Raw genomic sequence first — 20172 nt, 5'->3', positions numbered from 1 at the left:
TGCCGCAATCCTCCTGTTTTCCACGAGGTTGACCATGCTACACAGATGGCTCGAGATCGCATCGACCCCTTCAGTGAAGGTCGCGCGTGAGCGATACGGAAGCGCAGCCCAGTACGCGCGCCTGGATGGCACGCTGGACAGGGCTGGGCCGGTCCGCAACGACCGGCTCGGCGACGCAGAAGCGGCTTTCATTGAAGGACGCGACGGGTTCTATCTCGCCTCTGTCTCCGAAACCGGCTGGCCTTATGTGCAGTACCGGGGTGGCCCGGCGGGATTCCTGCGCGTCCTGGACGATCACACGCTTGGCTTCGCGGATTTTCGGGGCAATCGGCAGTATGTGACGACCGGCAACGTTGCGGAGAATGATCGGGTCTCGCTGTTCCTGATGGACTACGCTCATCAGCGGCGGCTCAAGATCTTCGGGCACTTGCGGATGATCGATGTGAGCGCGGACCCCGAACTGGTGGCAACCCTCGCCGTGCCAGACTACGCGGCTCGTTCCGAGCGCGGGGCCCTCATCCAGGTTGAGGCTTTCGACTGGAACTGCCCTCAGCACATCACCCCTCGCTTCACGCACGAGGAACTGGACCTGGTGCTCAATCCGGTGCGTGAGGAGATCGAGCGTCTGCGCGCCGAGAACCGACGCCTGCGTCATCGGCTGGGCCGAGAGGCGGGAACGGCCGGTCAGGATTGATATCACCAGGCGCACGATGCGCATCACTGTACGCAAGCAATACCGTCGGCGCACTTGAACCGCCCTTCGCAGATTTCAATGACGACCATCACCTCGGGAACACGTACGGTCCGCATTGGGTCATCCGAGGAGATGGCTAACGCCACAGGAATGTCTGTTGTCTCCTTCGTCAGCAGACCTTCGGTGTACTTCGCGAATGTGCCGAGACCTGACTTTCCTACACACGATGCGGCGCCATCGGAGAGCCGGATCGCCAGGGAATAGGGTGCCCTCTTGCCGCTGGCCTACTTCGGACCGGAACGTGGGTTGCGCGCGCAGGCCTCAGTCCGGCGCCCCCTCCATCTTGATCGCTTAGTAGCGGCCGCCGACCCCGAGGCTCATCGCCTGGTCGCCGATCTCGAACACCTTCGCCACCACGAGGTTGACCGGCACCGTCAGCTTGTTGTTCGTCCAGTCGGCGCTCGATTCCGTGTTGAGCGTGACGCTCCACCCCTGACCGAAATTGTACGACGCGAATGGCTGGACGAAGGTGGAGCTCACGTTGAAGCGACCGGGCGGCGGGCATAGGACCAGACGTGGTTGGCGAGCCCCCGATGGTCCACGCCCCTGGTGCGTCAGCACGACGCCGGTCGGACCCACGCCCCATTTCTCCGTGCCGAGGCTGTCATCGGTGGCGGCCGGCCACAGGAAGGCGGGGCCAACACCCCAGATCAGCCCGCCCGCCGTCGGCTTCGACGGCGAGAGGAAGAAGCTCTTGGTGGTTTCGCCTAATCCGAATTCGAAGGTCGGCACGTCCCGGGCGTGGAACCATCCCGCGATGATGCTGCCGGCAGCCAGCAATCCCCGGACGGCCCAACCGATCATCGCAACCTCCCCGAAATGGCCGCAAGGATGTCAGTGCACCGCGGAGGGACTCGTTGCGGCAGGCTCCCGACCGCTCCCGAGATCGGACGCGAACCCGAGCGGCAGGGTGGCCACGACCAGCGTACCCCGCGCATGGCTCAGGAGCCGCAGGCTGCCGCCGAACCGCACCATGCGGGCCTGCATGCTGGTGACGCCGACCCCGAGCAGGGCCCCGCTCTCGGCCGCCTTCCGGACGCCGCGGGTCAGCCCACAGCCATCATCGAGAACGCGCAGCTTCAGGGTATCGGCCTCGACCCGCAGGTCGATGATCAGCCGGGACGCGGCCGCATGCCGATAGGTATTGGTCAGCGCCTCCTGGATGACCCGGAGCAGAGCGCGCTGGACATCGAAGGGGAGGCTGTCAGCCGTGTCGGGCATGCGGATGGAGGCGTCCAGGCCCGTCCGGCGCGCGAAGCCGGCCGCAAAAGCCTGCACGGTTCCAGCCAAGCCGCTATGCTCCAGGCCCGGCGGGTGCAGGAGATAGGTAAAACTGCGCAGCTCCCTGGCAGCTTCCTCCACCGCGTCCGCGGCCTCATTGAGCACCTTCTGGCCCTCGCCGGAGCTGACATACTGCTTCAGCCGCATGAGGTGGAGGTCGGCTGCCACGAGATGCTGGGTAGTCGAGTCGTGCAGTTCCTCGGCGATCCGTTGCCGCTCCTCGTCCTGGAGGCTCAGGAAGCGTCCGGCGAGCTCATCCAAGGCTGCCTTGGCGGCACGCTGTTCCGTGACGTCGGTGAAGAAGACGCTCAATCCCTCCGTCGAGGGGCAGACCAGAAGATCGAGACAGCGGCCGCGCCGGAGGCCGGACATCACCTCACGCCGGATGCGCCGCCGCCCCTCCATGCCCTCGCGAATGACGCGGCTGCACTCGGCATCAGGACTGCACAGGTCCCAGAGGGACGTGCCCAGGACCTGGTCCAAATCCGGGCCCACCCAGTCCCTCGCCGCCTCGTTGAGGTCGGTGACGCGATAAGACCTGTCCAAGGTGAAATAACAGTCGCTGACGCTGGCCAGGACAGACCTGAGCCGCTCGTTTGCATGGTCGACCTCTACCGCCGCTCCGATGCGACCCGGCAGGTCATGCTGCTGCCGCTTCTCCGATGCGGTCCGAGGCGAGGACAGGTCACCCATGGCGCAGCTCCAGAACAAGGGAACAACCGGATGACGGAGATTGTCGCGGTGCCGTCGATGTGGCTGGCTAGGCGATCCGCATCCGATTGGCCTGGCAGTCTAACATAGATTAAACGGCGACGGGATGGGACGGCACCAGCTCGCGCTGGCATGTGTGTCGGCACCAATGACGGCTTCGGCATTGGATATGAGCGCTGATGTTGTTCCTATCAGAGCATCGATCTCACTGCGTACAAACTGCGCAAGGTCTCTTCAGGGTGAGGCAGTGACGATCCCCTGCCCTCCGGGAACGTCCGCTGTCCCTGGCGAGCCTGTGTGAAAACTCGAACAGGCTGGGCCTTGGCGCACTATTTATACAATCTTGTGCTTTTGCACCGGGAAATCCCCGGCCTTCTCGCGACCGCAAGACAGAAAATTGCTCGAAGACACGAACGGTCAGTGTTTTCACACAGGCTCCCTGGCAAGAGCAGACTTTAGGCCCACTTCCGAGAGGTGCCACGTCCGGACCTTTCGTCTACCGAGTTCATGCTTCGGCCGTCGCACGGCAGATGGTCACGCCCAGGGGGAGAACCGACATCGACTCAGAGTGCTTGCAGATCCGCTTGCGGTCAGTGAATGGTGGGATCCAACGTAATCGACAGCAAGGTACGGCCGGTGGGATCCGCGATATCGAGCCTCCAGCCTTGCCAGGATGCGCCGAGTTGGATCGCCTCGGTCCGAATATCCTCGATGGCCTGCAACGCCATTTCTTTCGCCGTGGCCAAATCCGAGACCTCGATGCCGATGTCATCCAAGATCATCTCTTCGCCGTTCGCCAGGTGAAAATAGCAGCGCATCGATGGTTCTGGATCCAAGAGGATGGCAGGGTGCTGACCGAGACCTCAGGTGGTATCGATACTGCTAAGGTCTTATACTGGTATTTAGCCGTACGCCATGGCCTTGCCAATAGAACGACTTGGCAATCCTCGTACGCGGAATAAAAACCACACCAAACCGTTACGCTTTCTTATTGGTGGTAATGTACTGGCCTTGCCAAGCTGCACAGATGGAAACGGTCCGCCACAATGAGAACGAGCATGCGCAGGAGATCAGCACCCACGGGCCGGTGGAGCGCTCCCATGACCGCATTCGTGGGATTCATGGCCGGCATTTTTCTCGCTACGGCTCGCCATTTCAGCCATAACCATCTCGGGTACACTCCAGACGGCTTGGTGGCGCATTTCATCCCCCACTTGATCGCCACCGTCTCGATCTGTGCACTCCTGTTTGCTCTCGCCTCCATGATCCTCAACCGGCTCATGCAGAAGCGATGATGATGAGCCAGTGTAGGTCGGCATGACGCTCTTGGGCGAGGTGGAAGCGCTTGAAATGCCTCAGGATGCAGCCACCGTAGTTTCGACCGTAACGACCTACCGCTCCATCATCGTGGGGACCAGATCCAATCATCGGGTGGGATGAGCCGGAAGGGGATCCAACTCGTAAAACGCAAGCCCTCACCTGGACAGCGTGCGTGGGGCTTGTGGGATGCTGTGTTGGCCGTTCTAGCGCTAGCCAGCTTTGGGAAATGGCACAACCGTTCCATCCACCCGATCGACCTCTGTCTCGGCCAAATGCCCTGCTCTGGCGGTTTGAGCGCGCTCGGCGGCGGAACGCACATAGGATACCAGGGTTTCGCTCGGGCAGGGCTTGGCCAGGAACGCGGCTCCCGGCGGCAGATCTCCTTGCCTCGGCCATTCCCGTCCCGAGGTGATCAGGATTTCGGTGCTGGGCCAGTGCTCGTGAACCTGGCGGGCGAGCGCGTAGCCGTTGCGGCCCGGTGGCATTTCGACGTCCGAGAGCACGACGTCCACCTCAACCCCGGCCCTCAGCAGGGTGAGGGCCTCGTCAGCGTTGGCTGCTTCGACAACCCGGAAGTCGGCTTCGATCAGCAGGTCAGCCGTCACCAGCCGCACCAGCGGCTCGTCCTCGACCAGCAATACGGTTCCTAGAAACAAATGCGACACGGGACGAACAGAACGAAAGAATGGCGAGATGAAACGCATCGGCCATGCTTCGGTTCCTTCTCGGAGCACCGCGCTTCGAAGAAGGAGCCGATGGATGATGGTTGGGCTGTTTCAAGCTGCCTCATTCTAGGCTTAAAGTCATAGTTAATGCGCTCCTAACAAGACAAACGAGTCGAATGCCGCAGATGTCGGCTTGGACAAAATTCGTTCGGGGGCATTCCTATGATGTCGATCTCTCGCTGCCTGGCTGGCGGCCTTGTACTCACCTTGGCGACGGCGCTTTATTCCGGGCCGGTCTCGGCTAAGCCTGCTGCGCACGTAACCCTCACGCCGGAGCGGATATCGGAGCTTCGGCAGATCAACAGCCATGTGAACAGCACCATTGTCGAAGTGTCCGACATGGACCAGTACGGACGCGAGGACGTCTGGACGCTTCCGACGAGTGGCCGGGGCGACTGCGAGGATTTCGCGCTGCTGAAGCGCAAGCTGCTCTTGCAGCGTGGCTGGCCGGCCTCGGCGCTGTCGATCTCGGTCGGCACGACCTCATCCGGTGAGCCGCATGCGGTGCTTGTCGTGACGACGGTCAGTGGCGAGTACGTCCTGGACAACCTGACCTCGTCCATCCTTTCGCCCGCCCAAACAGGCCACACGTTCCTCTCACGGCAGTCGGGCCGCGGGTGGGTTTCGGCTTCGGGCGCAAGGACCAGCGAGCCAACGGTGGATCTTCCCGTCGCCCGTGGCCTGCCGGTGGCGCAGGCCGGGTTTCGCCGGCCGCGCGGCTGACCCGCTCCCTCTCCAGGTAAGCCGTGGAACTGAGTTGGCTATAGGATCGTTCGCCGGTTGGGCCAAATCAGCGTCCCGTCGGGTATTGCTTGCCCCTGATAGTTGAAGACTATTAGGGGCTTTCCTTTAGTTCGCGCTCGAAGGACAGGCTAAAGCCGAGGTGCGGGCAGGTATAAAGATTGTCTATCCGTTAACAGGCGCAGGCATATTCACATATCATCTGAAAATATTTCTAAGGATGCGCCGGAACCATGTTCTTGGTTGGGCGTCATCTAGCAACCTGAGCCGCTCTTCTGCGATCAGCCTCCATTAGTACTCTCTTGTAAGGTGAACCATGAAGCGTTCGCACGCTCTCGCTTTGTCAGCGATGACCCTGTTTCTTGCCACGTCGGCCTCCGTTCAGGCCCAGATGCCCAGGTCAGGCCAACAATGCCAGCCTGCCGTTGCCAATGCATCCATGTACGGCAACTGCCGCCTCCGCATCGTCCAGGGCCAGGAAGTCTGCCGATGCGCGATCCTTCCGCAGGCACGACGTGCGGTAAACCAGGAGGCCAGAGCTGAGACGACCGGATCCATCGGGGCGCCTGGAGCATCGTTCCTGGATCGGCTCTTCGGCTCTGGCACCAACTCGGTCACGGCCGGCACTTCAGCGCGATCCGCGGCGGGTTCTCCTGCAATCGCTGGTTCCGTGACGGGCAGGAGTGCGACCTCCTCCGGCAGCGCTATGGCAGGCGCAGTCGGGAACTCGGGTTCCGGTAGTGCAGCCGGACGATCAGTAGCCGGAGGCCTCGCCGGGGCCGCGTCTGGAGAGGCATCGGCTGGCGCTTCCATCGGCGGGAGCTCTGCTGGTGGCAGCAGCCCGGCCGGCAGCAGCGGTGGCATCGGAGGCTCGAGCGGCAATGGCAGCCGCGGGTCGGCAGGATCCGGCGGCAATGGCAATGGCAACGGACCGGGCAACGGAAACGGTCAGGGGCCAGGCAACAACAACGGCCTCGGCAATGGATCGGAGCCCGCCGACAATACCAGTACCGACGTGAAGGGCACCGATCCGTCCAATCCAGGTGGCGGCAACGGCAACGCGGGTGACGGCGGCGATCGAGGCGGCAATGGGAATGGTGGTGGGAACGGCGGCGGCAATGGTGGAAGGCGCTGATCGCCGGCTCCTGCCGTCGGCCTGATAGTCCGGCCCGAGCGTCTTTCCGATCCACAGGTCGACATGGAAGCTCACCACGGCCCTTGGCTGCTTGAACAGCCAAGGGTTGAGCGGGCAATTCTACAGGCAAGCGGGACCTTCGCTCGCACTTTGGTGCAGGTTCTACAAGCCGCCTGAACCGATCACCGAGTTTGGGTGAAAAGTCCGCGCTGGGTCAAGCTGAGCCGCGGGCATGGCCGTGTGAGGGTCCGCTGTCGGGGGCTTCACGGACAGTATCCTCACGGTCCATACCAGGCTGCCTCCTATTTCGACGATTATGGAAGTAATGCTTGACCTGCGCAGCGGACCCCTGCATCTTATTTCCATGAACATCGAACAAGCCGCCAAGCAGCTCGAAGCGCTCGGGAACACCACGCGGCTCCAGGTCTACTGCACGCTGGTCCGGGCCGGAGAGGCCGGCCTGCCGGTCGGGCAGATCCAGGAACGCCTCGGCATTCCGCCGTCGACGCTCTCGCATCACCTCCAGCGGCTCCTGCTGACCGGGTTGGTGACGCAGGAGCGGCAGGCCACCACTCTGATTTGCCGGGCCAGCTACCCAGCGATGAACGGCCTCATCGGTTTCCTGGCCGACGAGTGCTGCGCCGACGCCGGATGCTCGACCCGGGCGGAGAACGCCGCCTGATCATTTTTTGCCCGATATTTCGATACTACCGGAAATATGAAAAGGAGAGACAAATGGCTGGCTTCCTACCCTTCATGCTCCATCTCGCTCGCGTGGCCCGGAACCGTCGGCATGTCGTCGCCCTCGGCGAACTGGACGACCATCTCCTGCGCGACATCGGCCTCGAGCGGGCGGACGTCCTCGCCGTCCTGGCCCAGCCGCGCCACCGCGATCCCTCGCGGATGCTCAAGGTCCTCTGCTGCCAGGGGCGCGTCTTCGTCGAGCGCGTCCGCGACGGCTTCGCTCCCCGCCCTGCTTCCTGCTGCTGACCAAGGAGTCCTCCCATGACCACGCTCGATAACCTTCCCGTTGCCATCATCGGCGCGGGCCCGGTCGGTTTGGCCGCCGCTGCCCATCTCATCCAGCGTGGCCTGCCCGTAAAGGTCTACGAGGCCGGAGCCACCGTCGGCGCCAACGTAAGAGACTGGGGCCACGTCCGCCTGTTCTCGCCGTGGGAGTACAACACCGACACAGCGGCCCGCGCCCTGCTCCAGTCCCATGGCTGGCGGGAGCCGCCCGGGAAGGTCATGCCGACGGGATCGGACCTATACGAGGCCTACCTCACGCCTCTGGCCGAAACGCCGGAAATGGCGGCGGTGATCGAGACGGGAGCCACGGTGAAGGCGATCACCCGGCAAGGAGCCGACAAGGTGCTCAGCAAGGGCCGCGAGACCAAGCCCTTCGTGCTGGCCGTCTCGAACGGCAACGGCGCGATCCGGCGCGACCGCGCCCGGGCGGTGATTGACGCCTCCGGCACATGGACGGTTCCCAATCCCCTCGGCGCGGGCGGCATCCTCGCCGAGGGCGAGGCGGAGAATGCGGCAAACATCGCCTATGGCATCCCGGACGTGCTCGGGCGCGACCGCGCTGCCTACGAGGGCAAGACAACGCTCGTCGTGGGTGCCGGGCATTCGGCCGCCAACGTCCTGCTCGACCTCGCCCGGCTCGCGGAGCGCAATCCCGAAACGTCCATCGTGTGGGCGACCCGCGGCGAGAACCTGATGCGCGTGTACGGCGGCGGAAGCGCCGACCAGCTTCCGGCCCGCGGCGAGCTCGGTTCGAGCCTCAAGGCCCTCGTTGATAGCGGACGGCTCACGCTGGTCTCCGGTTTCTCCGTGGTCCGCGTCAGGGCCGATGGCAATCAGGTCACCGTCGATGGCGAGACGCCGCAGGGCATCCGCGAGATCGGCCCGGTCGACCGGATCGTGGTGTCGACCGGACAACGCCCCGACCTCAACCTGACCCGCGAGCTGCGGCTCGACCTCGACCCGTGGCTGGAAAGCTCGAAGGCGCTCGGGCCGCTGATCGACCCGAACCTGCACTCCTGCGGATCGGTGCCGCCGCATGGCCACCGCGAACTCGCCCACCCGGAGCCGGGCTTCTACACGGTTGGCATCAAGTCGTATGGCCGTGCCCCTACCTTCCTGATGCTCACGGGCTACGAGCAGGTCCGGTCCGTTGTGGCGGCCATCGCCGGCGATCTTGCGGCGGCTGACGACATCCACCTCGTGCTGCCGGAGACGGGTGTGTGCTCGACCAACATCCCCGCAGATAGAGCAACGGCATCCTCGGGATGCTGCGGCGGCGCCGCCCCAGCGCAGGTCGATGCCTGCTGCGTCGCGGATGCCGAGGCCAAGGCGGCGGGCCAGTCGGGCTGTGGCTGCGGACCCGCGAAGACGCCGGAGAAGGTTGCAGAGCCTGTGGGCTGCTGCTGAGATCGGCCCGTGTCGAATCCGGTGAGCGAGTCCCTAGCGAGCGAATCCGCCATGCCGAAACAGAACCCGAGGGTGGTCATCTCCGCCCTCGGGATCACGCAGATCCTCGCCTGGGGATCGTCCTTCTACCTGCCGGCCGTGCTCGCCAAGCCGATCGCCGCCGACACCGGATGGTCGCTCGGCTGGGTCGTGGCCGGGCTGTCCGTCGGACTGCTCGCGGCCGGGCTGGTCGCGCCCCGGGTCGGGCGCACCATCGATGCGAAGGGCGGCCGTCCGGTCCTCGTCGGCAGCTCGGTCATGCTCGCGGCCGGACACGCGACGCTGGCGCTCGCCTATAGCCTTCCGGTCTACCTGATGGCTTGGCTCGTCATGGGCGTCGGCATGGGATCGGGCCTCTACGACGCGGGATTCGCCACGCTGGGCCGCCTGTACGGCAAGGATGCCCGGCGCGCGATCACCACCCTGACCCTGTGGGGCGGCTTCGCCAGCACGGTCTGCTGGCCATTCAGCGCCTGGCTCGTCGAGCACTTCGGCTGGCGCGGCGCCTGTGCGGCCTATGCCGCGATCCATCTGCTCGTATGCCTTCCGCTGCACGCCTTCGTCATACCCGGCATCGGGGCGCCCGCAGGTGGCGGCAAGGCCTCCGGCGCGAAGCCAGGGCAAACGTCTCCTGCCCACCTGACCGGAACCCGACGGACGCGCGCGTTCATGCTCCTTGCCATGATCCTCACCCTCGGAGCCATGACCGCCTCCATGATCGGAGTGCACCTGCTCACCTTCCTCCAGGCACGGGGGCTCGGCCTTGCTGCCGCCGTCGCGCTCGGTGCGCTGGTCGGCCCGTCGCAGGTCGGCGCCCGCATCGTCGAGATGACCTTCGGTCGCCACTACCATCCGATCTGGACCATGGCAGCCTCCGTCACCCTCGTTGCGTGCGGGGCCGTGCTGCTGTTCCTCGGGTTCCCGATCCTGGCGCTTGCCTTGGCGCTGTACGGTGCGGGCAATGGCATCGGCTCGATCGCGAAGGGAACCCTGCCGCTCGCACTGTTCGGAGCGGAGGGGTACGCGTCGCTCATGGGCAGGCTGGCGATGCCCAGCCTGCTCGCCCAGGCGCTCTCGCCCTCTCTCGGCGCAGTCCTGATCGAGTGGAGCGGTCCGGGTGCCGCCCTCGGCTTCCTCGCCGGGATGACGTGCCTGAACATCGTCCTCGTCGGGGCGCTGTGGGTGACGACCTGGGATCGTTGATGTCAGGCCGACGCCCCGCCATCGCCGCACGCAGGCGGCCATCGTAAGCGCTTGCCAGGTCGTGCAGAGCCCCAACCGTGTCGCCCACGAAGGACGAGCCGTGCATCAGGGCCAGAGCGCGTGGGGCAAGGTCGGCCAGCCGGCGAACGGTCGGTGCGATGCTCGGCCCGAGGCTCGTGTCGTAGAAGATGTCCTCGGCCGCAAGTGCCGGGCCCACGATGTCGCTTTCGGTGAGCGCAGGGCCGTTGCCCAGATGCGTGAAGAGATCGCCGCAGAACAACGTTCGGCTGGTCTCCTCAAAGATCACGCCGGCATCCCAGCCGTGCGGCACATGCGGCGTGTCGATGTACCGGATCCGCTTGCCGCCGATGTCGATCACCTCGCCATTCGACAGCACACGCGGCGCACGATCGGCCATGTCATTCAGCGACACCAGCATCCCGTCATTCCGTGCGCGACCTGCGCGTTCGGGGCCACGGCCAGCCATTCGTTCATAGCGCCGCATTCGTCGGCTTCGTAGTGGCCAAACGTAATCCAGCGTAGGTCCTGCACTGGCATGATCCGGGACACGGCTTTGGACACAAGCGGGAACATCTTCCGCAGTCCGGCGTGGAACAGGAGCGGCTCCTCCCCGACGACGAGGAACTGATTGAACGTAAATCCGGCTGGCGGCACGATGTCAGGCACGTAAGTCGAGAAACAGTAGATGCCATCTCCGATCTCGTCGATGCGTGTTTCCATCGAAGTGCTCCCTGGTCTACCCCGCGTCCACGGGATTAGAACCCGTTTTCGGTTCGGAAATGCGGCATTCACGACCCGTTCCTGGGACACTGGGCTGACAGTTCGGGACGCTCAACGTCATTTTCCCACCAGGTCTAAGGTCCGGTTGGGGTCAATCTGAGGCATTCAGCGCGACCGTAACAAGGTCCGCTCTCTGGCTGCTTCCTGACGTTTGCTGATTCTGGCAGTCAGGTTCGACCTGCGGGTGAACCGATGCGACAGCGTGGAAAAGCTCATTTAGTTGAGCTTGCTTCCCATGCGCTTCCCAATCCGGTTTTCTGGGAAGCAGGACCAAAACCAATCAGCATCTAAGTGCTTGATAGGACTTGGTGAGCGCGCTGGGACTCGAACCCAGGACCCTCTGATTAAAAGTCAGATGCTCTACCGGCTGAGCTACGCGCTCCCAGGGGTGAGCCCGAGATAGGGGCTATCGTGCGTCGGGTCAATGGAAAAGCCTTGCCGGGAGGGCAAAACCTCGGGCGCTGTACCGGAAGAGGGGTGTTTCGGCCAATGGTTACAGGCGGGAAGAGGCCTGCGCCGGCCGATCAACCCTCCGCCCCCATGGCCACGTTGTCGGCGTGCTGGCCGATCTCCGCCTTGCTGTCCCGCTCGCCCCTCGCCCATCCTTCCTTGACCTCACCGATATAATCGTCAAGCCTGCCCTCGGCGATCGCCTTGCGCAACCCGGCCATGAGTTCCTGGTAATACGCCAGGTTGTTCCAGGTCAGGAGCATCATGCCCAGGATCTCGTTCGAGCGGACGAGATGATGGAGATAGGCTCGGCTGTAGGTGTTGGAGGCACTGCACTTCGATTCCGGATCGAGCGGCCTCACATCCTCGGCGAAGCGGGCGTTGCGCAGGTTCATGCGGCCGTGGCGGGTGAAGACCTGGCCGTGGCGCCCGGCCCGTGTGGGCATGACGCAGTCGAACATGTCGACACCCCGGCGCACCGCCTCGACGATGTCGTCCGGCGTGCCGACCCCCATGAGATAGCGGGGCTTTTCTCGGGGCATATGCGGCTCGACCGTTTCGATCATGCGCAGCATCACGTCCTGCGGCTCGCCCACCGCCAAACCGCCGATAGCGTAGCCTTTGAGGCCGAGCGCCGCGAGTTCCCTGGCGCTCTCGATGCGCAGCCGCTCCACGGCTCCTCCCTGGACGATGCCGAACATCGCCTTGCCGGGCTGCTCGCCGAAGGCCACCCGGCAGCGCTCGGCCCAGCGCAGAGACAGGCGCATGGCCTTTTCAGCCACCTCGTCGGAACAAGGCAGCTTCACGCATTCGTCGAGCTGCATCTGGATGTCGGAGCCGAGCAGGCCCTGAATCTCGATCGAGCGCTCCGGCGTCAGCACATGGGTCGAGCCGTCAATATGGGACTGGAAGGTCACCCCGGTCTCGTCGATCTTGCGCAGGGCCGACAGGGACATGACCTGAAAGCCGCCGGAATCGGTCAGGATCGGATAGGGCCAGTTCATGAATTGATGCAACCCGCCGAGCCTGGCAACGCGCTCCGCCCCGGGCCGGAGCATCAGGTGATAGGTGTTGCCGAGTACCACGTCGGCGCCGAGCGCCTTCACCTGGTCGGGATACATGGCCTTCACGGTGGCGGCCGTACCGACCGGCATGAAGGCGGGCGTGCGGATGACGCCGCGTGGCATCCGGATCTCGCCGTTGCGCGCCGCGCCGTCGGTCTTGTTGACGGAGAAGGTGAAGCTCTCGGTGGTCATTCAGAAACTCTCTGTGTCGTTCCCGGTCGAAGCGCAGCCAACGGAAGGCCATTCATAACCGCCGCGCCTCGGCGATGGCCCCTGCCCGGCCTTCTGAGCCGGGGACGGCAGGCGGCTCAGCGGCGGTAGAGGAGGCTTCCATCGCCATAGGAGTAGAAGCGATAGCCGGTCTCGATCGCATGGGCATAGGCCGTCTTCATGCATTCCAGCCCTGCAAAGGCGGAAACCAGCATGAAGAGAGTCGAGCGCGGGAGGTGGAAATTGGTCATCAACACGTCCACCGCCTTGAAGCGATAGCCGGGCGTAATGAAAATGGCGGTATCGCCGGAGAAGGGTGCGATCGTCCCATCGTCCTGGGCGGCGCTTTCCAGCAGCCGGAGGGACGTCGTGCCGACCGCCACGATGCGCCCTCCCCGGGCCCGCGCCTCGTTGAGGGCCCGAGCGGTCTCCGCCGAGACGGAACCCCATTCGGCGTGCATGCGGTGCTCGTCGGTGTCATCGGCCTTCACCGGCAGGAACGTGCCCGCCCCCACATGGAGCGTCACGAAATGGCGGGCGATGCCGCGTTCGTCGAGGCGACGGAAGAGATCCTCCGTGAAATGGAGGCCGGCCGTCGGGGCTGCCACTGCCCCCTCATCCCTGGCATAGACGGTCTGGTAATCCGACAGGTCCTTGTCGTCGGTCGGTCGCTTTCCGGCGATGTAGGGCGGCAGCGGCAACTCCCCAAGCCGGGCGATCGCCTCATCCAGGAAGGCTCCGGCGAAGGAAAAGCGCAAGCCGACATCGCCGCCCTCCCCCTTCTCCACAACCTCCGCGTCGAGGCGCACGAGTTCGCAGGCCGTGCTCTCGGACTCGTCCCCGAAGCGGATTCGGTCGCCGACATTGAGCTTCTTGGCCGGACGGGCGAAAGCCCTCCAGCGGTCGCCCCCCTCCCGCTTGTGCAGCATGATCTCGACCCGCGCGGCGGTGTCCCCGCGAACGCGCAGGCCGTAAAGCCGGGAGGGTATGACCTTGGTGTTGTTGAGCACGAGCACGTCGCCCGGCTGCAGCAGATCCGGCAGATCGCGAACGATCCTGTCCTCGAAACCGGCCTCGGGCCGGACCACGAGCATGCGAGCGGCATCCCGCGGCTCCGCCGGGCGGAGCGCGATGCTGTCTTCGGGAAGATCGAAATCGAACAGATCGACGCGCATGGATCCTGATTGCCGGGCCGTTTGGTCCGCTCCCCGCGGCCGTCGTCGGGCTTGTCCCGGCGAACCCGCCACGTGAGGCACTCTTCCGTTCGTCATGGCCGGGAACGGGCCCGGCCATGACGAACGATAACGCTTTAAGCCGCGTCCGCCGCGACCTTCATGGACACGATGCGGTCTGGATCGCGCACGGGCTCGCCGCGCTTGATCTTGTCCACGTTCTCCATGCCCTCGGTCACCTTGCCCCAGACGGTGTATTGCTTGTCCAGGAAGCGGGCATCGTCGAAGCAGATGAAGAACTGCGAATTCGCCGAATGGGGAAAGTTGGTCCGCGCCATGGAGCAGGTGCCGCGCACATGCGGCTCCGCGTTGAACTCGGCCTTCAGGTCAGGAAGATCCGAACCGCCCGTGCCGGTGCCGGTCGGGTCGCCGGTCTGGGCCATGAAACCCTCGATCACCCGATGGAACGGCACGTTGTCGTAGAAGCCCTGGCGGGCCAGGGTCTTGATGCGCTCCACGTGACCGGGAGCCAGGTCGGGGCGCAGCTCGATGACCACGCGGCCCTTGGTGGTTTCCATGATGATGGTGTTTTCCGGATCTGCCATCGGGATCTCCTGTGCTGGCTGTATTGGCTGAAGTAAGTCGCCTGCCCGCTCACATAGGCCGGGCATCGACGAAACGGAAGGAGAAGACGCGCCCGGCAATGGCACGTCCAAAGCTTTCCGTAAAGGGAAGTGGCGTGCAGCGCTCAAAGGCTTCGCGCACGGCTCGGGTGAAGGGCTCGCGCCGGTCGTCCTGGGTTCCCGCTTTGTAATAGGTGATCCGGGGCTGGCCCAGCACCTCGCCGTTGCGCTTGAAGCTCAGGCGCAGGGTGATTTCCTGACCGGAATAGCCGCTGCCCGAGGCCGGGCGCCAGCAGGCCTGAATGGCCTGGAAGATCTGGGCGATCCGGTCGATACGCTCGACCTTCGGGGCATCGGGACGCGGGCGGACCGTGCCCCTGAGGCCCTCTGGAAGCGGAGGCGGCTGCTGATAGGGCTCTTCCCACGCATACGGGTCGAATGCCGGTGAGAGCACCTGAGCGGCGAGCGGCGGAGCGGCCAGGTTTCCGAACAGGAGCGCGGCGAGGACCAGCCGCGCTCCGGATTCCGGATGAAGGCGCATCACTTCGCGTCGGCGGCGAGCTGCATCTTCACGATCTTGTCGGGGTTCGACACCATGCCGTTGGCGGCGGCATCGCCCTTCTTGATCTTGTCGACGACGTCCATGCCGGACACGACCTCGCCGAAGAGCGTGTACTGGCCGGTGAGCGGCCCGCAGCCCTCGTAGCAGATGAAGAACTGGCTGTTGGCCGAATCCGGGCTCTGGGACCGGGCCATGCCGACGGAGCCGCGCTTGTACGGCGTCTTGGTGAACTCGGCAGGGAGGTTGGGCAGGCTGGACTTGCCGGTGCCGGTTCCGGTCGGATCGCCGGTCTGGGCCATGAAGCCGTCGATCACCCGGTGGAACACGACGCCGTTGTAAAAGCCCTGCTTCGTCAGGGCCTTGATCTGCTCGACATGCTTCGGAGCGAGATCCGGGCGCAGGCGAATGGCGATGCGGCCGTCCTTGGTGTCGAGGAAGATCGTGTTCTGCGGGTCGTTGGCCTGCTGGGCGAGGGCCGGGACGAGGCCGGCGAGCACGAACGCTCCGGCGGCGAGCAAACGCTTCATGGTGGGAAGTCTCCTTATCGAGGACGATGCTACCTATGGCTGCCTGAATCTGGCTTTCAGGCGCTCGGCGACAAGTCCCGGCACGAAGGCCGAGACGTCGCCGCGCATTCCGGCGACCTGGCGCACAAGCGTGGCCGTGATGGGGCGAACAGGGGGCGAAGCCGGGAAGAACAGGGTCTGGACCTCGGGCGCCATGGCGGCGTTCATGGAGGCCATCTGGATCTCGTAGTCGAAATCCGTGCCGTCCCGAAGGCCGCGCACGATCAGGCTCGCGCCGTGGCGGCGGGCCGCCTCGACCGCGAGGTCGTTGAAGGTCACGACCTCGAGCGCGACGCCCCGCTCCTGCAGAACCGGCCCGCAGACCTCGCGCAGCATGTCGGCCCGCTCCTCCGCGGAGAAGACCGGAGCCTTCGAGGAATGGACCCCGATGGCGACCACGATCCGATCGGCCACGCTGCAAGCCTGGCGCAGGACGTCCAGGTGGCCGTTGGTCACCGGGTCGAAGCTGCCGGTATAAAGCGCGGTGCGTGTCATGGGCCAAGGCGTAGCTGGATTAGGGCCATCCGGCAAGCCGTGCGCTGGCACACGGCAAGCCGAGCCGCCCCGTGAGAGATAAGGCTCACCTTAGGTCAGGAGAGAGCCATGATCGTCCGTCTTGTCATTGTCGTCGTCACCGCCGTGGCCGTGTTGAGCCCGGCCGCGCTGTCGAGCCTCGTCTGAGCACAACGGCGGCCGGGACAGACTGCCTTCCAGCCGACGAAAAACCCGCCGACCTGAGCCGGCGGGTTTTCCAATGTTCTCAATCGGCCGACGGGTCTTACCCTTCGGTGGGCTCGCCGCCCTCGGTCGAAACCTCGTCGATGCCTTCGCCGTCCTCGTCCTCGCCCTCGATGTGCTCCACCGAGACCACCTTCTCCTTGTTCTTGGTCGAGAAGACGGTGACGCCCTGCGAGTTGCGGCCGACGACTCGGATGCCCTCGACCGGAACGCGGATCAGCTGGCCGCCATCGGTCACGAGCATGATCTGGTCGGAACCCTCGACCGGGAAGGAGGCGACCAGCTTGCCGTTGCGGCTGTTGACCGCCATGGCCGTGATGCCTTTGCCGCCGCGTCCCGTGATGCGGTATTCGTAGGACACGGTGCGCTTGCCGTAGCCCTTCTCGGAGAGCGTCAGGATGCACTGCTCCTGCGCGCTCATCTCCGCATAGCGCTCCTGGGACAGCGAGAAGTTCGCGCCTTCCGTCTCCTCCGCGTCGTCCGTCGCGTCGGCATCGGCGCCCATCTGCTCGCCGGTCACGGCGCGGCGCATCTTGAGATAGGCCGAACGCTCCTCGCCGGTCGCTTCCACGTGGCGCAGGATCGCCATCGAAATGATGTCGTCACCCTCGGCCAGGTTGATGCCGCGCACGCCCATGGAGTCGCGCCCCTTGAACACGCGCACGTCCGTCACGGGGAAGCGGATGCACTGGCCCTTGGCCGTGGTGAGCAGCACGTCGTCGTTCTCCGAGCAGATCTGCACGTCGACGATGTGGTCGCCCTCATCGAGCTTCATGGCGATCTTGCCGCCGCGATTCACCTGGACGAAGTCCGACAGCTTGTTGCGGCGAACGGTCCCGCGCGACGTGGCGAACATCACGTCGAGCTTGTCCCAGGACGCCTCGTCCTCGGGCAGCGGCATGATGGTGGTGATGCGCTCGCCCTGCTTGATCGGCAGCATGTTCACCAGCGCCTTGCCCTTGGCGTTGGGAGCGGCCAGCGGCAGGCGCCACACCTTCTCCTTGTAGGCCTGGCCTTCGGAGGAGAAGAAGATGACCGGCGTGTGGGTGTTGGCCACGAACAGGCGGGTGACGAAATCCTCGTCCCGGGTCGTCATGGCGGAACGGCCCTTGCCGCCGCGGCGCTGCGCACGATAGGTCGAGAGCGGCACGCGCTTGATGTAGCCGGCATGGGACACGGTCACGACCATGTCCTCGCGGGCGATCAGGTCCTCGTCGTCGACGTCGGAATCCCAGTCGACGATCTGGGTTCGGCGCGGGGTCGCGAAGGCGTCCCGGACCTCGATCAGCTCGTCCTTGATGATGCCCATGATGCGGGCGCGCGAGCGCAGGATCTCGAGATAGTTTGAGATTTCCGCGGCCAACTTGGCGAGCTCGTCGCCGATCTCGTCCCGGCCGAGTGCGGTGAGGCGCTGCAGGCGCAGGTCGAGGATGGCGCGGGCCTGGGTCTCGGAGAGGCGGTAGGTGCCGTCCTCGTTGATCTTGTGGCGCGGATCGTCCACGAGCGCGATGAGCGGCGCGATGTCGTGCGCCGGCCAGTCGCGGCCCATGAGGGCCTCGCGGGCAGCATTCGGATCGGGCGCCGTGCGGATGAGGCGGATCACCTCGTCGATATTGGCCACCGCGATGGCGAGGCCGCACAGCACGTGGGCGCGCTCGCGGGCCTTGTTGAGCAGGTACTTGGTACGCCGGGAGACGACCTCCTCGCGGAAGTCCACGAAGGCCCTGATCAGATCCTTCAGGTTCATCAGCTCGGGACGGCCGCCGTTGAGCGCCACCATGTTGGCGCCGAAGCTCGTCTGCAGCGGCGTGTAGCGATAGAGCTGGTTGAGCACCACGTCGGCCATGGCGTCGCGCTTGATCTCGACCACGATGCGCATGCCGTCGCGGTCGGATTCGTCGCGCAGGTCGGCGATGCCCTCGATCTTCTTCTCGCGCACGAGTTCGGCGATCTTCTCGATCAGCGAGGCCTTGTTCACCTGATACGGGATCTCGGTGAAGATCAGCGCCTCGCGGTCCTTGCGGATCTCCTCGACCTCGGACTTCGCCCGCATGACGATGGAGCCGCGGCCCGTGGTGTAGGCGGACTTGACGCCCGCGCGGCCGAGGATCAGCGCCCCGGTCGGGAAGTCGGGACCCGGAATAAGCTCGATCAGCTCCTCGGTCGAGATGGCGTCATTGTCGATGAAGGCCAGGCAGCCGTTGATGACCTCGCCCAGGTTGTGGGGAGGCATGTTGGTGGCCATGCCGACCGCGATGCCGCCAGCCCCGTTGACGAGCAGGTTCGGGAAGCGCGCCGGCAGGACCGACGGCTCGTCCTTGGACTCGTCGTAGTTGGGCGTGAAGTCGACCGTGTCCTTGTCGATGTCGTCGAGGAGCGGCATCGCCGCCTTGGCGAGGCGGGACTCGGTGTAGCGCATGGCCGCCGGCGGATCGCCGTCCACGGAACCGAAATTGCCCTGCCCGTCCACGAGCATGAGGCGCAGCGAGAAATCCTGCGCCATGCGCACCAAGGCGTCATAGATCGCGCTGTCGCCGTGCGGATGGTACTGACCCATCACGTCGCCGACGATGCGGGCGGACTTCACGTATTTCTTGTCCGGCGTATAGCCGTTCTCATGCATGGAATAGAGGATGCGCCGATGCACGGGCTTGAGGCCGTCGCGCGCGTCGGGCAGAGCGCGGCTCACGATCACGCTCATGGCGTAATCGAGATAGGAGCGCTTCATCTCGTCGACGATGGAAATCAGCTTGATGTCGCTCGCCGGCTGGTCCCCCGCGGGGCCGCCGGAGCGGATATCGTTCGGATCGGTCAAGGTTGGTCTTTCTTAAAACGGTCTGCCCTTTCGCGAGAGGCGGCTTATCGGCGCCGCTTCGTCAAGCCATTCGGCAGGCCCGCGAATCCAATTGAAATCAGTCCCTTAGATGGGGGAAAACGGCGCGATTTTCAAGCTTTTTGACGGGTTTTCCAGAGGCAAGGCAGGGGCCAAAATCCGTTTACGTTTCAGCAACTTATTGTCGGGTCGGGCATCGCCCCGGGACGCCGACCGCCTGCGGCCCTTTCGCGGCCGTGCCCGGATGGTGACATTTTGGGTCAACTGCCACGTCTAAAGGCCTGACCCCGCTTCGTTTCCAGCCGATCGCACGGGTGACGGTCGATGTCCCTCCGGCCCGAGCCCCATCCAAGGCGCCTCTTCGCACGCCGGGGCCGGCATGGCCGGCCCTGACCTTCTCCCCGTCATCACCAGGCTTGTCCCGGCGATCCCGCTTATAGGAACGCCGCGCCTGTCCGAATCGGGACGGGCTCGCCCTGATCCTCCCTACGTCATGGCCGGGCTTGTCCCGGCCATCCCGCTCATGTGAAGCGCCGTGCCTTACGGATCGGGATCACCGGCACAAGGCCGGTGATGACGTGGGAGTGGTGGACAGGTGTGGGTGAGATCATGTTCTCACTTTGTTCTTGACACATGCATCAAGCTAAGCTATATCATGGCGCAGATCGGTTCCTTCGAGGGGCGCGCTCGCGAGGCGTCGCAAGTGTGGGAGCCGGCACGGTCCTGCGACAGGCTTCGCACCCCTGGGCGCGCAGGAGGCCGACCTTGGGCTCTGCCCAGCTGGTCCGCCTGAAAAGAACCGTGCGCG

At 64.8% G+C, this 20172-nt stretch carries 20 protein-coding genes and 1 tRNA gene; 7 read left to right on the top strand and 14 right to left on the bottom strand.

The window, feature by feature from the left end:
* The first annotated feature begins 34 nt into the window (after window positions 1-34).
* The gene (locus HPT29_RS10230) at window positions 35-694 is read left to right on the top strand and encodes a pyridoxamine 5'-phosphate oxidase family protein (RefSeq protein WP_173945543.1); all 660 of its coding nucleotides are present in this window, start codon (window positions 35-37) and stop codon (window positions 692-694) included.
* A gap of 351 nt (window positions 695-1045) precedes the next feature.
* Here HPT29_RS10230 and HPT29_RS10225 read toward each other — a convergent pair whose 3' ends face one another.
* The 3 genes from HPT29_RS10225 to HPT29_RS10215 all read right to left on the bottom strand — a co-directional run bounded on the left by HPT29_RS10225 (window position 1046) and on the right by HPT29_RS10215 (window position 3564).
* Window positions 1046-1558 (bottom strand): hypothetical protein, encoded by a 513-nt coding sequence (locus HPT29_RS10225; RefSeq protein WP_173945542.1) that lies wholly within the window; start codon window positions 1556-1558, stop codon window positions 1046-1048.
* 30 nt (window positions 1559-1588) lie between these two features.
* Entirely contained in the window at window positions 1589-2728 is a 1140-nt protein-coding gene (locus HPT29_RS10220; RefSeq protein ID WP_173945541.1) for a sensor histidine kinase, read from the bottom strand.
* Between the two features lie 608 nt (window positions 2729-3336).
* A complete protein-coding gene (locus tag HPT29_RS10215) occupies window positions 3337-3564 on the bottom strand; it encodes a DUF6894 family protein (protein WP_173945540.1) in 228 nt (75 codons plus the stop codon).
* A 282-nt stretch (window positions 3565-3846) separates the two neighbouring features.
* Between HPT29_RS10215 and HPT29_RS10210 the strand changes: the two genes are divergently transcribed.
* On the top strand, window positions 3847-4041 hold the full coding sequence (locus HPT29_RS10210) for a hypothetical protein (protein ID WP_173945539.1): 195 nt from the start codon (window positions 3847-3849) through the stop codon (window positions 4039-4041).
* Between the two features lie 234 nt (window positions 4042-4275).
* Here HPT29_RS10210 and HPT29_RS10205 read toward each other — a convergent pair whose 3' ends face one another.
* Window positions 4276-4770: a response regulator gene (locus tag HPT29_RS10205; protein ID WP_173945538.1), complete on the bottom strand. Its 495-nt coding sequence runs from the start codon at window positions 4768-4770 to the stop codon at window positions 4276-4278.
* Between the two features lie 183 nt (window positions 4771-4953).
* On the opposite strand from HPT29_RS10205, the gene HPT29_RS10200 reads away from it, so the two are divergent.
* Window positions 4954-5514, top strand: a complete 561-nt coding sequence (locus HPT29_RS10200) for a transglutaminase-like cysteine peptidase (protein WP_173945537.1) — start codon at window positions 4954-4956, stop codon at window positions 5512-5514.
* 772 nt (window positions 5515-6286) lie between these two features.
* Here HPT29_RS10200 and HPT29_RS10195 read toward each other — a convergent pair.
* A complete protein-coding gene (locus tag HPT29_RS10195; RefSeq protein ID WP_173945536.1) occupies window positions 6287-6745 on the bottom strand; it encodes a hypothetical protein in 459 nt (152 codons plus the stop codon).
* A gap of 286 nt (window positions 6746-7031) precedes the next feature.
* On the opposite strand from HPT29_RS10195, the gene HPT29_RS10190 reads away from it, so the two are divergent.
* The 4 genes from HPT29_RS10190 to HPT29_RS10175 are packed head-to-tail and all read left to right on the top strand — an operon-like array spanning window position 7032 to window position 10345.
* A complete protein-coding gene (locus HPT29_RS10190; protein WP_173945535.1) occupies window positions 7032-7349 on the top strand; it encodes an ArsR/SmtB family transcription factor in 318 nt (105 codons plus the stop codon).
* A gap of 53 nt (window positions 7350-7402) precedes the next feature.
* Window positions 7403-7657: a DUF1127 domain-containing protein gene (locus HPT29_RS10185; RefSeq protein ID WP_173945534.1), complete on the top strand. Its 255-nt coding sequence runs from the start codon at window positions 7403-7405 to the stop codon at window positions 7655-7657.
* 15 nt (window positions 7658-7672) lie between these two features.
* Window positions 7673-9103 carry an FAD-dependent oxidoreductase gene (locus HPT29_RS10180; RefSeq protein WP_173945533.1) on the top strand — a complete coding sequence of 477 codons (1431 nt, stop codon included), beginning with the start codon at window positions 7673-7675 and terminating at the stop codon, window positions 9101-9103.
* 51 nt (window positions 9104-9154) lie between these two features.
* The gene (locus HPT29_RS10175; RefSeq protein ID WP_173945532.1) at window positions 9155-10345 is read left to right on the top strand and encodes an MFS transporter; all 1191 of its coding nucleotides are present in this window, start codon (window positions 9155-9157) and stop codon (window positions 10343-10345) included.
* Window positions 10346-10768: 423 nt separating this feature from the next.
* Here the strand turns inward: HPT29_RS10175 and HPT29_RS10170 are convergent, their stop codons facing one another.
* The 9 genes from HPT29_RS10170 to gyrA form a co-directional block, all read right to left on the bottom strand.
* Window positions 10769-11086 (bottom strand): oxygen-binding di-iron domain-containing protein, encoded by a 318-nt coding sequence (locus HPT29_RS10170; RefSeq protein ID WP_259060534.1) that lies wholly within the window; start codon window positions 11084-11086, stop codon window positions 10769-10771.
* Between the two features lie 366 nt (window positions 11087-11452).
* A tRNA-Lys gene (locus tag HPT29_RS10165) sits at window positions 11453-11528 on the bottom strand.
* A 142-nt stretch (window positions 11529-11670) separates the two neighbouring features.
* Window positions 11671-12852, bottom strand: coding sequence for a tRNA guanosine(34) transglycosylase Tgt (gene tgt, locus HPT29_RS10160; protein ID WP_173945531.1), 1182 nt, complete (start codon window positions 12850-12852; stop codon window positions 11671-11673).
* Window positions 12853-12968: 116 nt separating this feature from the next.
* Window positions 12969-14045 (bottom strand): tRNA preQ1(34) S-adenosylmethionine ribosyltransferase-isomerase QueA, encoded by a 1077-nt coding sequence (gene queA / locus HPT29_RS10155; RefSeq protein WP_173945530.1) that lies wholly within the window; start codon window positions 14043-14045, stop codon window positions 12969-12971.
* Between the two features lie 134 nt (window positions 14046-14179).
* Window positions 14180-14647, bottom strand: a complete 468-nt coding sequence (locus tag HPT29_RS10150; RefSeq protein ID WP_173945529.1) for a peptidylprolyl isomerase — start codon at window positions 14645-14647, stop codon at window positions 14180-14182.
* Window positions 14648-14696: 49 nt separating this feature from the next.
* Window positions 14697-15206 (bottom strand): UCP034077 family protein, encoded by a 510-nt coding sequence (locus tag HPT29_RS10145; RefSeq protein WP_173945528.1) that lies wholly within the window; start codon window positions 15204-15206, stop codon window positions 14697-14699.
* Window positions 15206-15754, bottom strand: a complete 549-nt coding sequence (locus HPT29_RS10140; protein WP_173945527.1) for a peptidylprolyl isomerase — start codon at window positions 15752-15754, stop codon at window positions 15206-15208. Before HPT29_RS10140 ends, HPT29_RS10145 begins: the two co-directional genes overlap by 1 nt.
* A gap of 33 nt (window positions 15755-15787) precedes the next feature.
* Window positions 15788-16288, bottom strand: coding sequence for a pantetheine-phosphate adenylyltransferase (gene coaD / locus HPT29_RS10135; protein ID WP_173945526.1), 501 nt, complete (start codon window positions 16286-16288; stop codon window positions 15788-15790).
* A gap of 283 nt (window positions 16289-16571) precedes the next feature.
* On the bottom strand, window positions 16572-19259 hold the full coding sequence (gyrA, locus tag HPT29_RS10130) for a DNA gyrase subunit A (RefSeq protein ID WP_247654156.1): 2688 nt from the start codon (window positions 19257-19259) through the stop codon (window positions 16572-16574).
* Window positions 19260-20172 lie beyond the last annotated feature (913 nt).

The sequence above is a fragment of the Microvirga terrae genome, assembly GCF_013307435.2.
In the GTDB taxonomy this organism is placed as follows: Bacteria; Pseudomonadota; Alphaproteobacteria; order Rhizobiales; family Beijerinckiaceae; genus Microvirga; species Microvirga terrae.
Note: the sequence above shows the minus strand (reverse complement) of the source record. Positions and strands in the feature narration are given on the sequence as shown.

Bases quoted from the DNA above. Each gene is read 5' to 3' on its own strand.
- tgt (WP_173945531.1), bottom strand. From the start codon at position 12,852: ATGACCACCGAGAGCTTCACCTTCTCCGTCAACAAGACCGACGGCGCG.
- HPT29_RS10175 (WP_173945532.1), top strand. From the start codon at position 9,155: ATGCCGAAACAGAACCCGAGGGTGGTCATCTCCGCCCTCGGGATCACG.
- HPT29_RS10190 (WP_173945535.1), top strand. From the start codon at position 7,032: ATGAACATCGAACAAGCCGCCAAGCAGCTCGAAGCGCTCGGGAACACC.
- queA (WP_173945530.1), bottom strand. From the start codon at position 14,045: ATGCGCGTCGATCTGTTCGATTTCGATCTTCCCGAAGACAGCATCGCG.
- coaD (WP_173945526.1), bottom strand. From the start codon at position 16,288: ATGACACGCACCGCGCTTTATACCGGCAGCTTCGACCCGGTGACCAAC.
- HPT29_RS10140 (WP_173945527.1), bottom strand. From the start codon at position 15,754: ATGAAGCGTTTGCTCGCCGCCGGAGCGTTCGTGCTCGCCGGCCTCGTC.
- gyrA (WP_247654156.1), bottom strand. From the start codon at position 19,259: ATGAAGCGCTCCTATCTCGATTACGCCATGAGCGTGATCGTGAGCCGC.
- HPT29_RS10145 (WP_173945528.1), bottom strand. From the start codon at position 15,206: ATGCGCCTTCATCCGGAATCCGGAGCGCGGCTGGTCCTCGCCGCGCTC.
- HPT29_RS10150 (WP_173945529.1), bottom strand. From the start codon at position 14,647: ATGGCAGATCCGGAAAACACCATCATCATGGAAACCACCAAGGGCCGC.
- HPT29_RS10205 (WP_173945538.1), bottom strand. From the start codon at position 4,770: ATGCGTTTCATCTCGCCATTCTTTCGTTCTGTTCGTCCCGTGTCGCAT.
- HPT29_RS10230 (WP_173945543.1), top strand. From the start codon at position 35: ATGCTACACAGATGGCTCGAGATCGCATCGACCCCTTCAGTGAAGGTC.
- HPT29_RS10170 (WP_259060534.1), bottom strand. From the start codon at position 11,086: ATGGAAACACGCATCGACGAGATCGGAGATGGCATCTACTGTTTCTCG.
- HPT29_RS10225 (WP_173945542.1), bottom strand. From the start codon at position 1,558: ATGATCGGTTGGGCCGTCCGGGGATTGCTGGCTGCCGGCAGCATCATC.
- HPT29_RS10200 (WP_173945537.1), top strand. From the start codon at position 4,954: ATGATGTCGATCTCTCGCTGCCTGGCTGGCGGCCTTGTACTCACCTTG.
- HPT29_RS10215 (WP_173945540.1), bottom strand. From the start codon at position 3,564: ATGCGCTGCTATTTTCACCTGGCGAACGGCGAAGAGATGATCTTGGAT.
- HPT29_RS10185 (WP_173945534.1), top strand. From the start codon at position 7,403: ATGGCTGGCTTCCTACCCTTCATGCTCCATCTCGCTCGCGTGGCCCGG.
- HPT29_RS10220 (WP_173945541.1), bottom strand. From the start codon at position 2,728: ATGGGTGACCTGTCCTCGCCTCGGACCGCATCGGAGAAGCGGCAGCAG.
- HPT29_RS10180 (WP_173945533.1), top strand. From the start codon at position 7,673: ATGACCACGCTCGATAACCTTCCCGTTGCCATCATCGGCGCGGGCCCG.
- HPT29_RS10210 (WP_173945539.1), top strand. From the start codon at position 3,847: ATGACCGCATTCGTGGGATTCATGGCCGGCATTTTTCTCGCTACGGCT.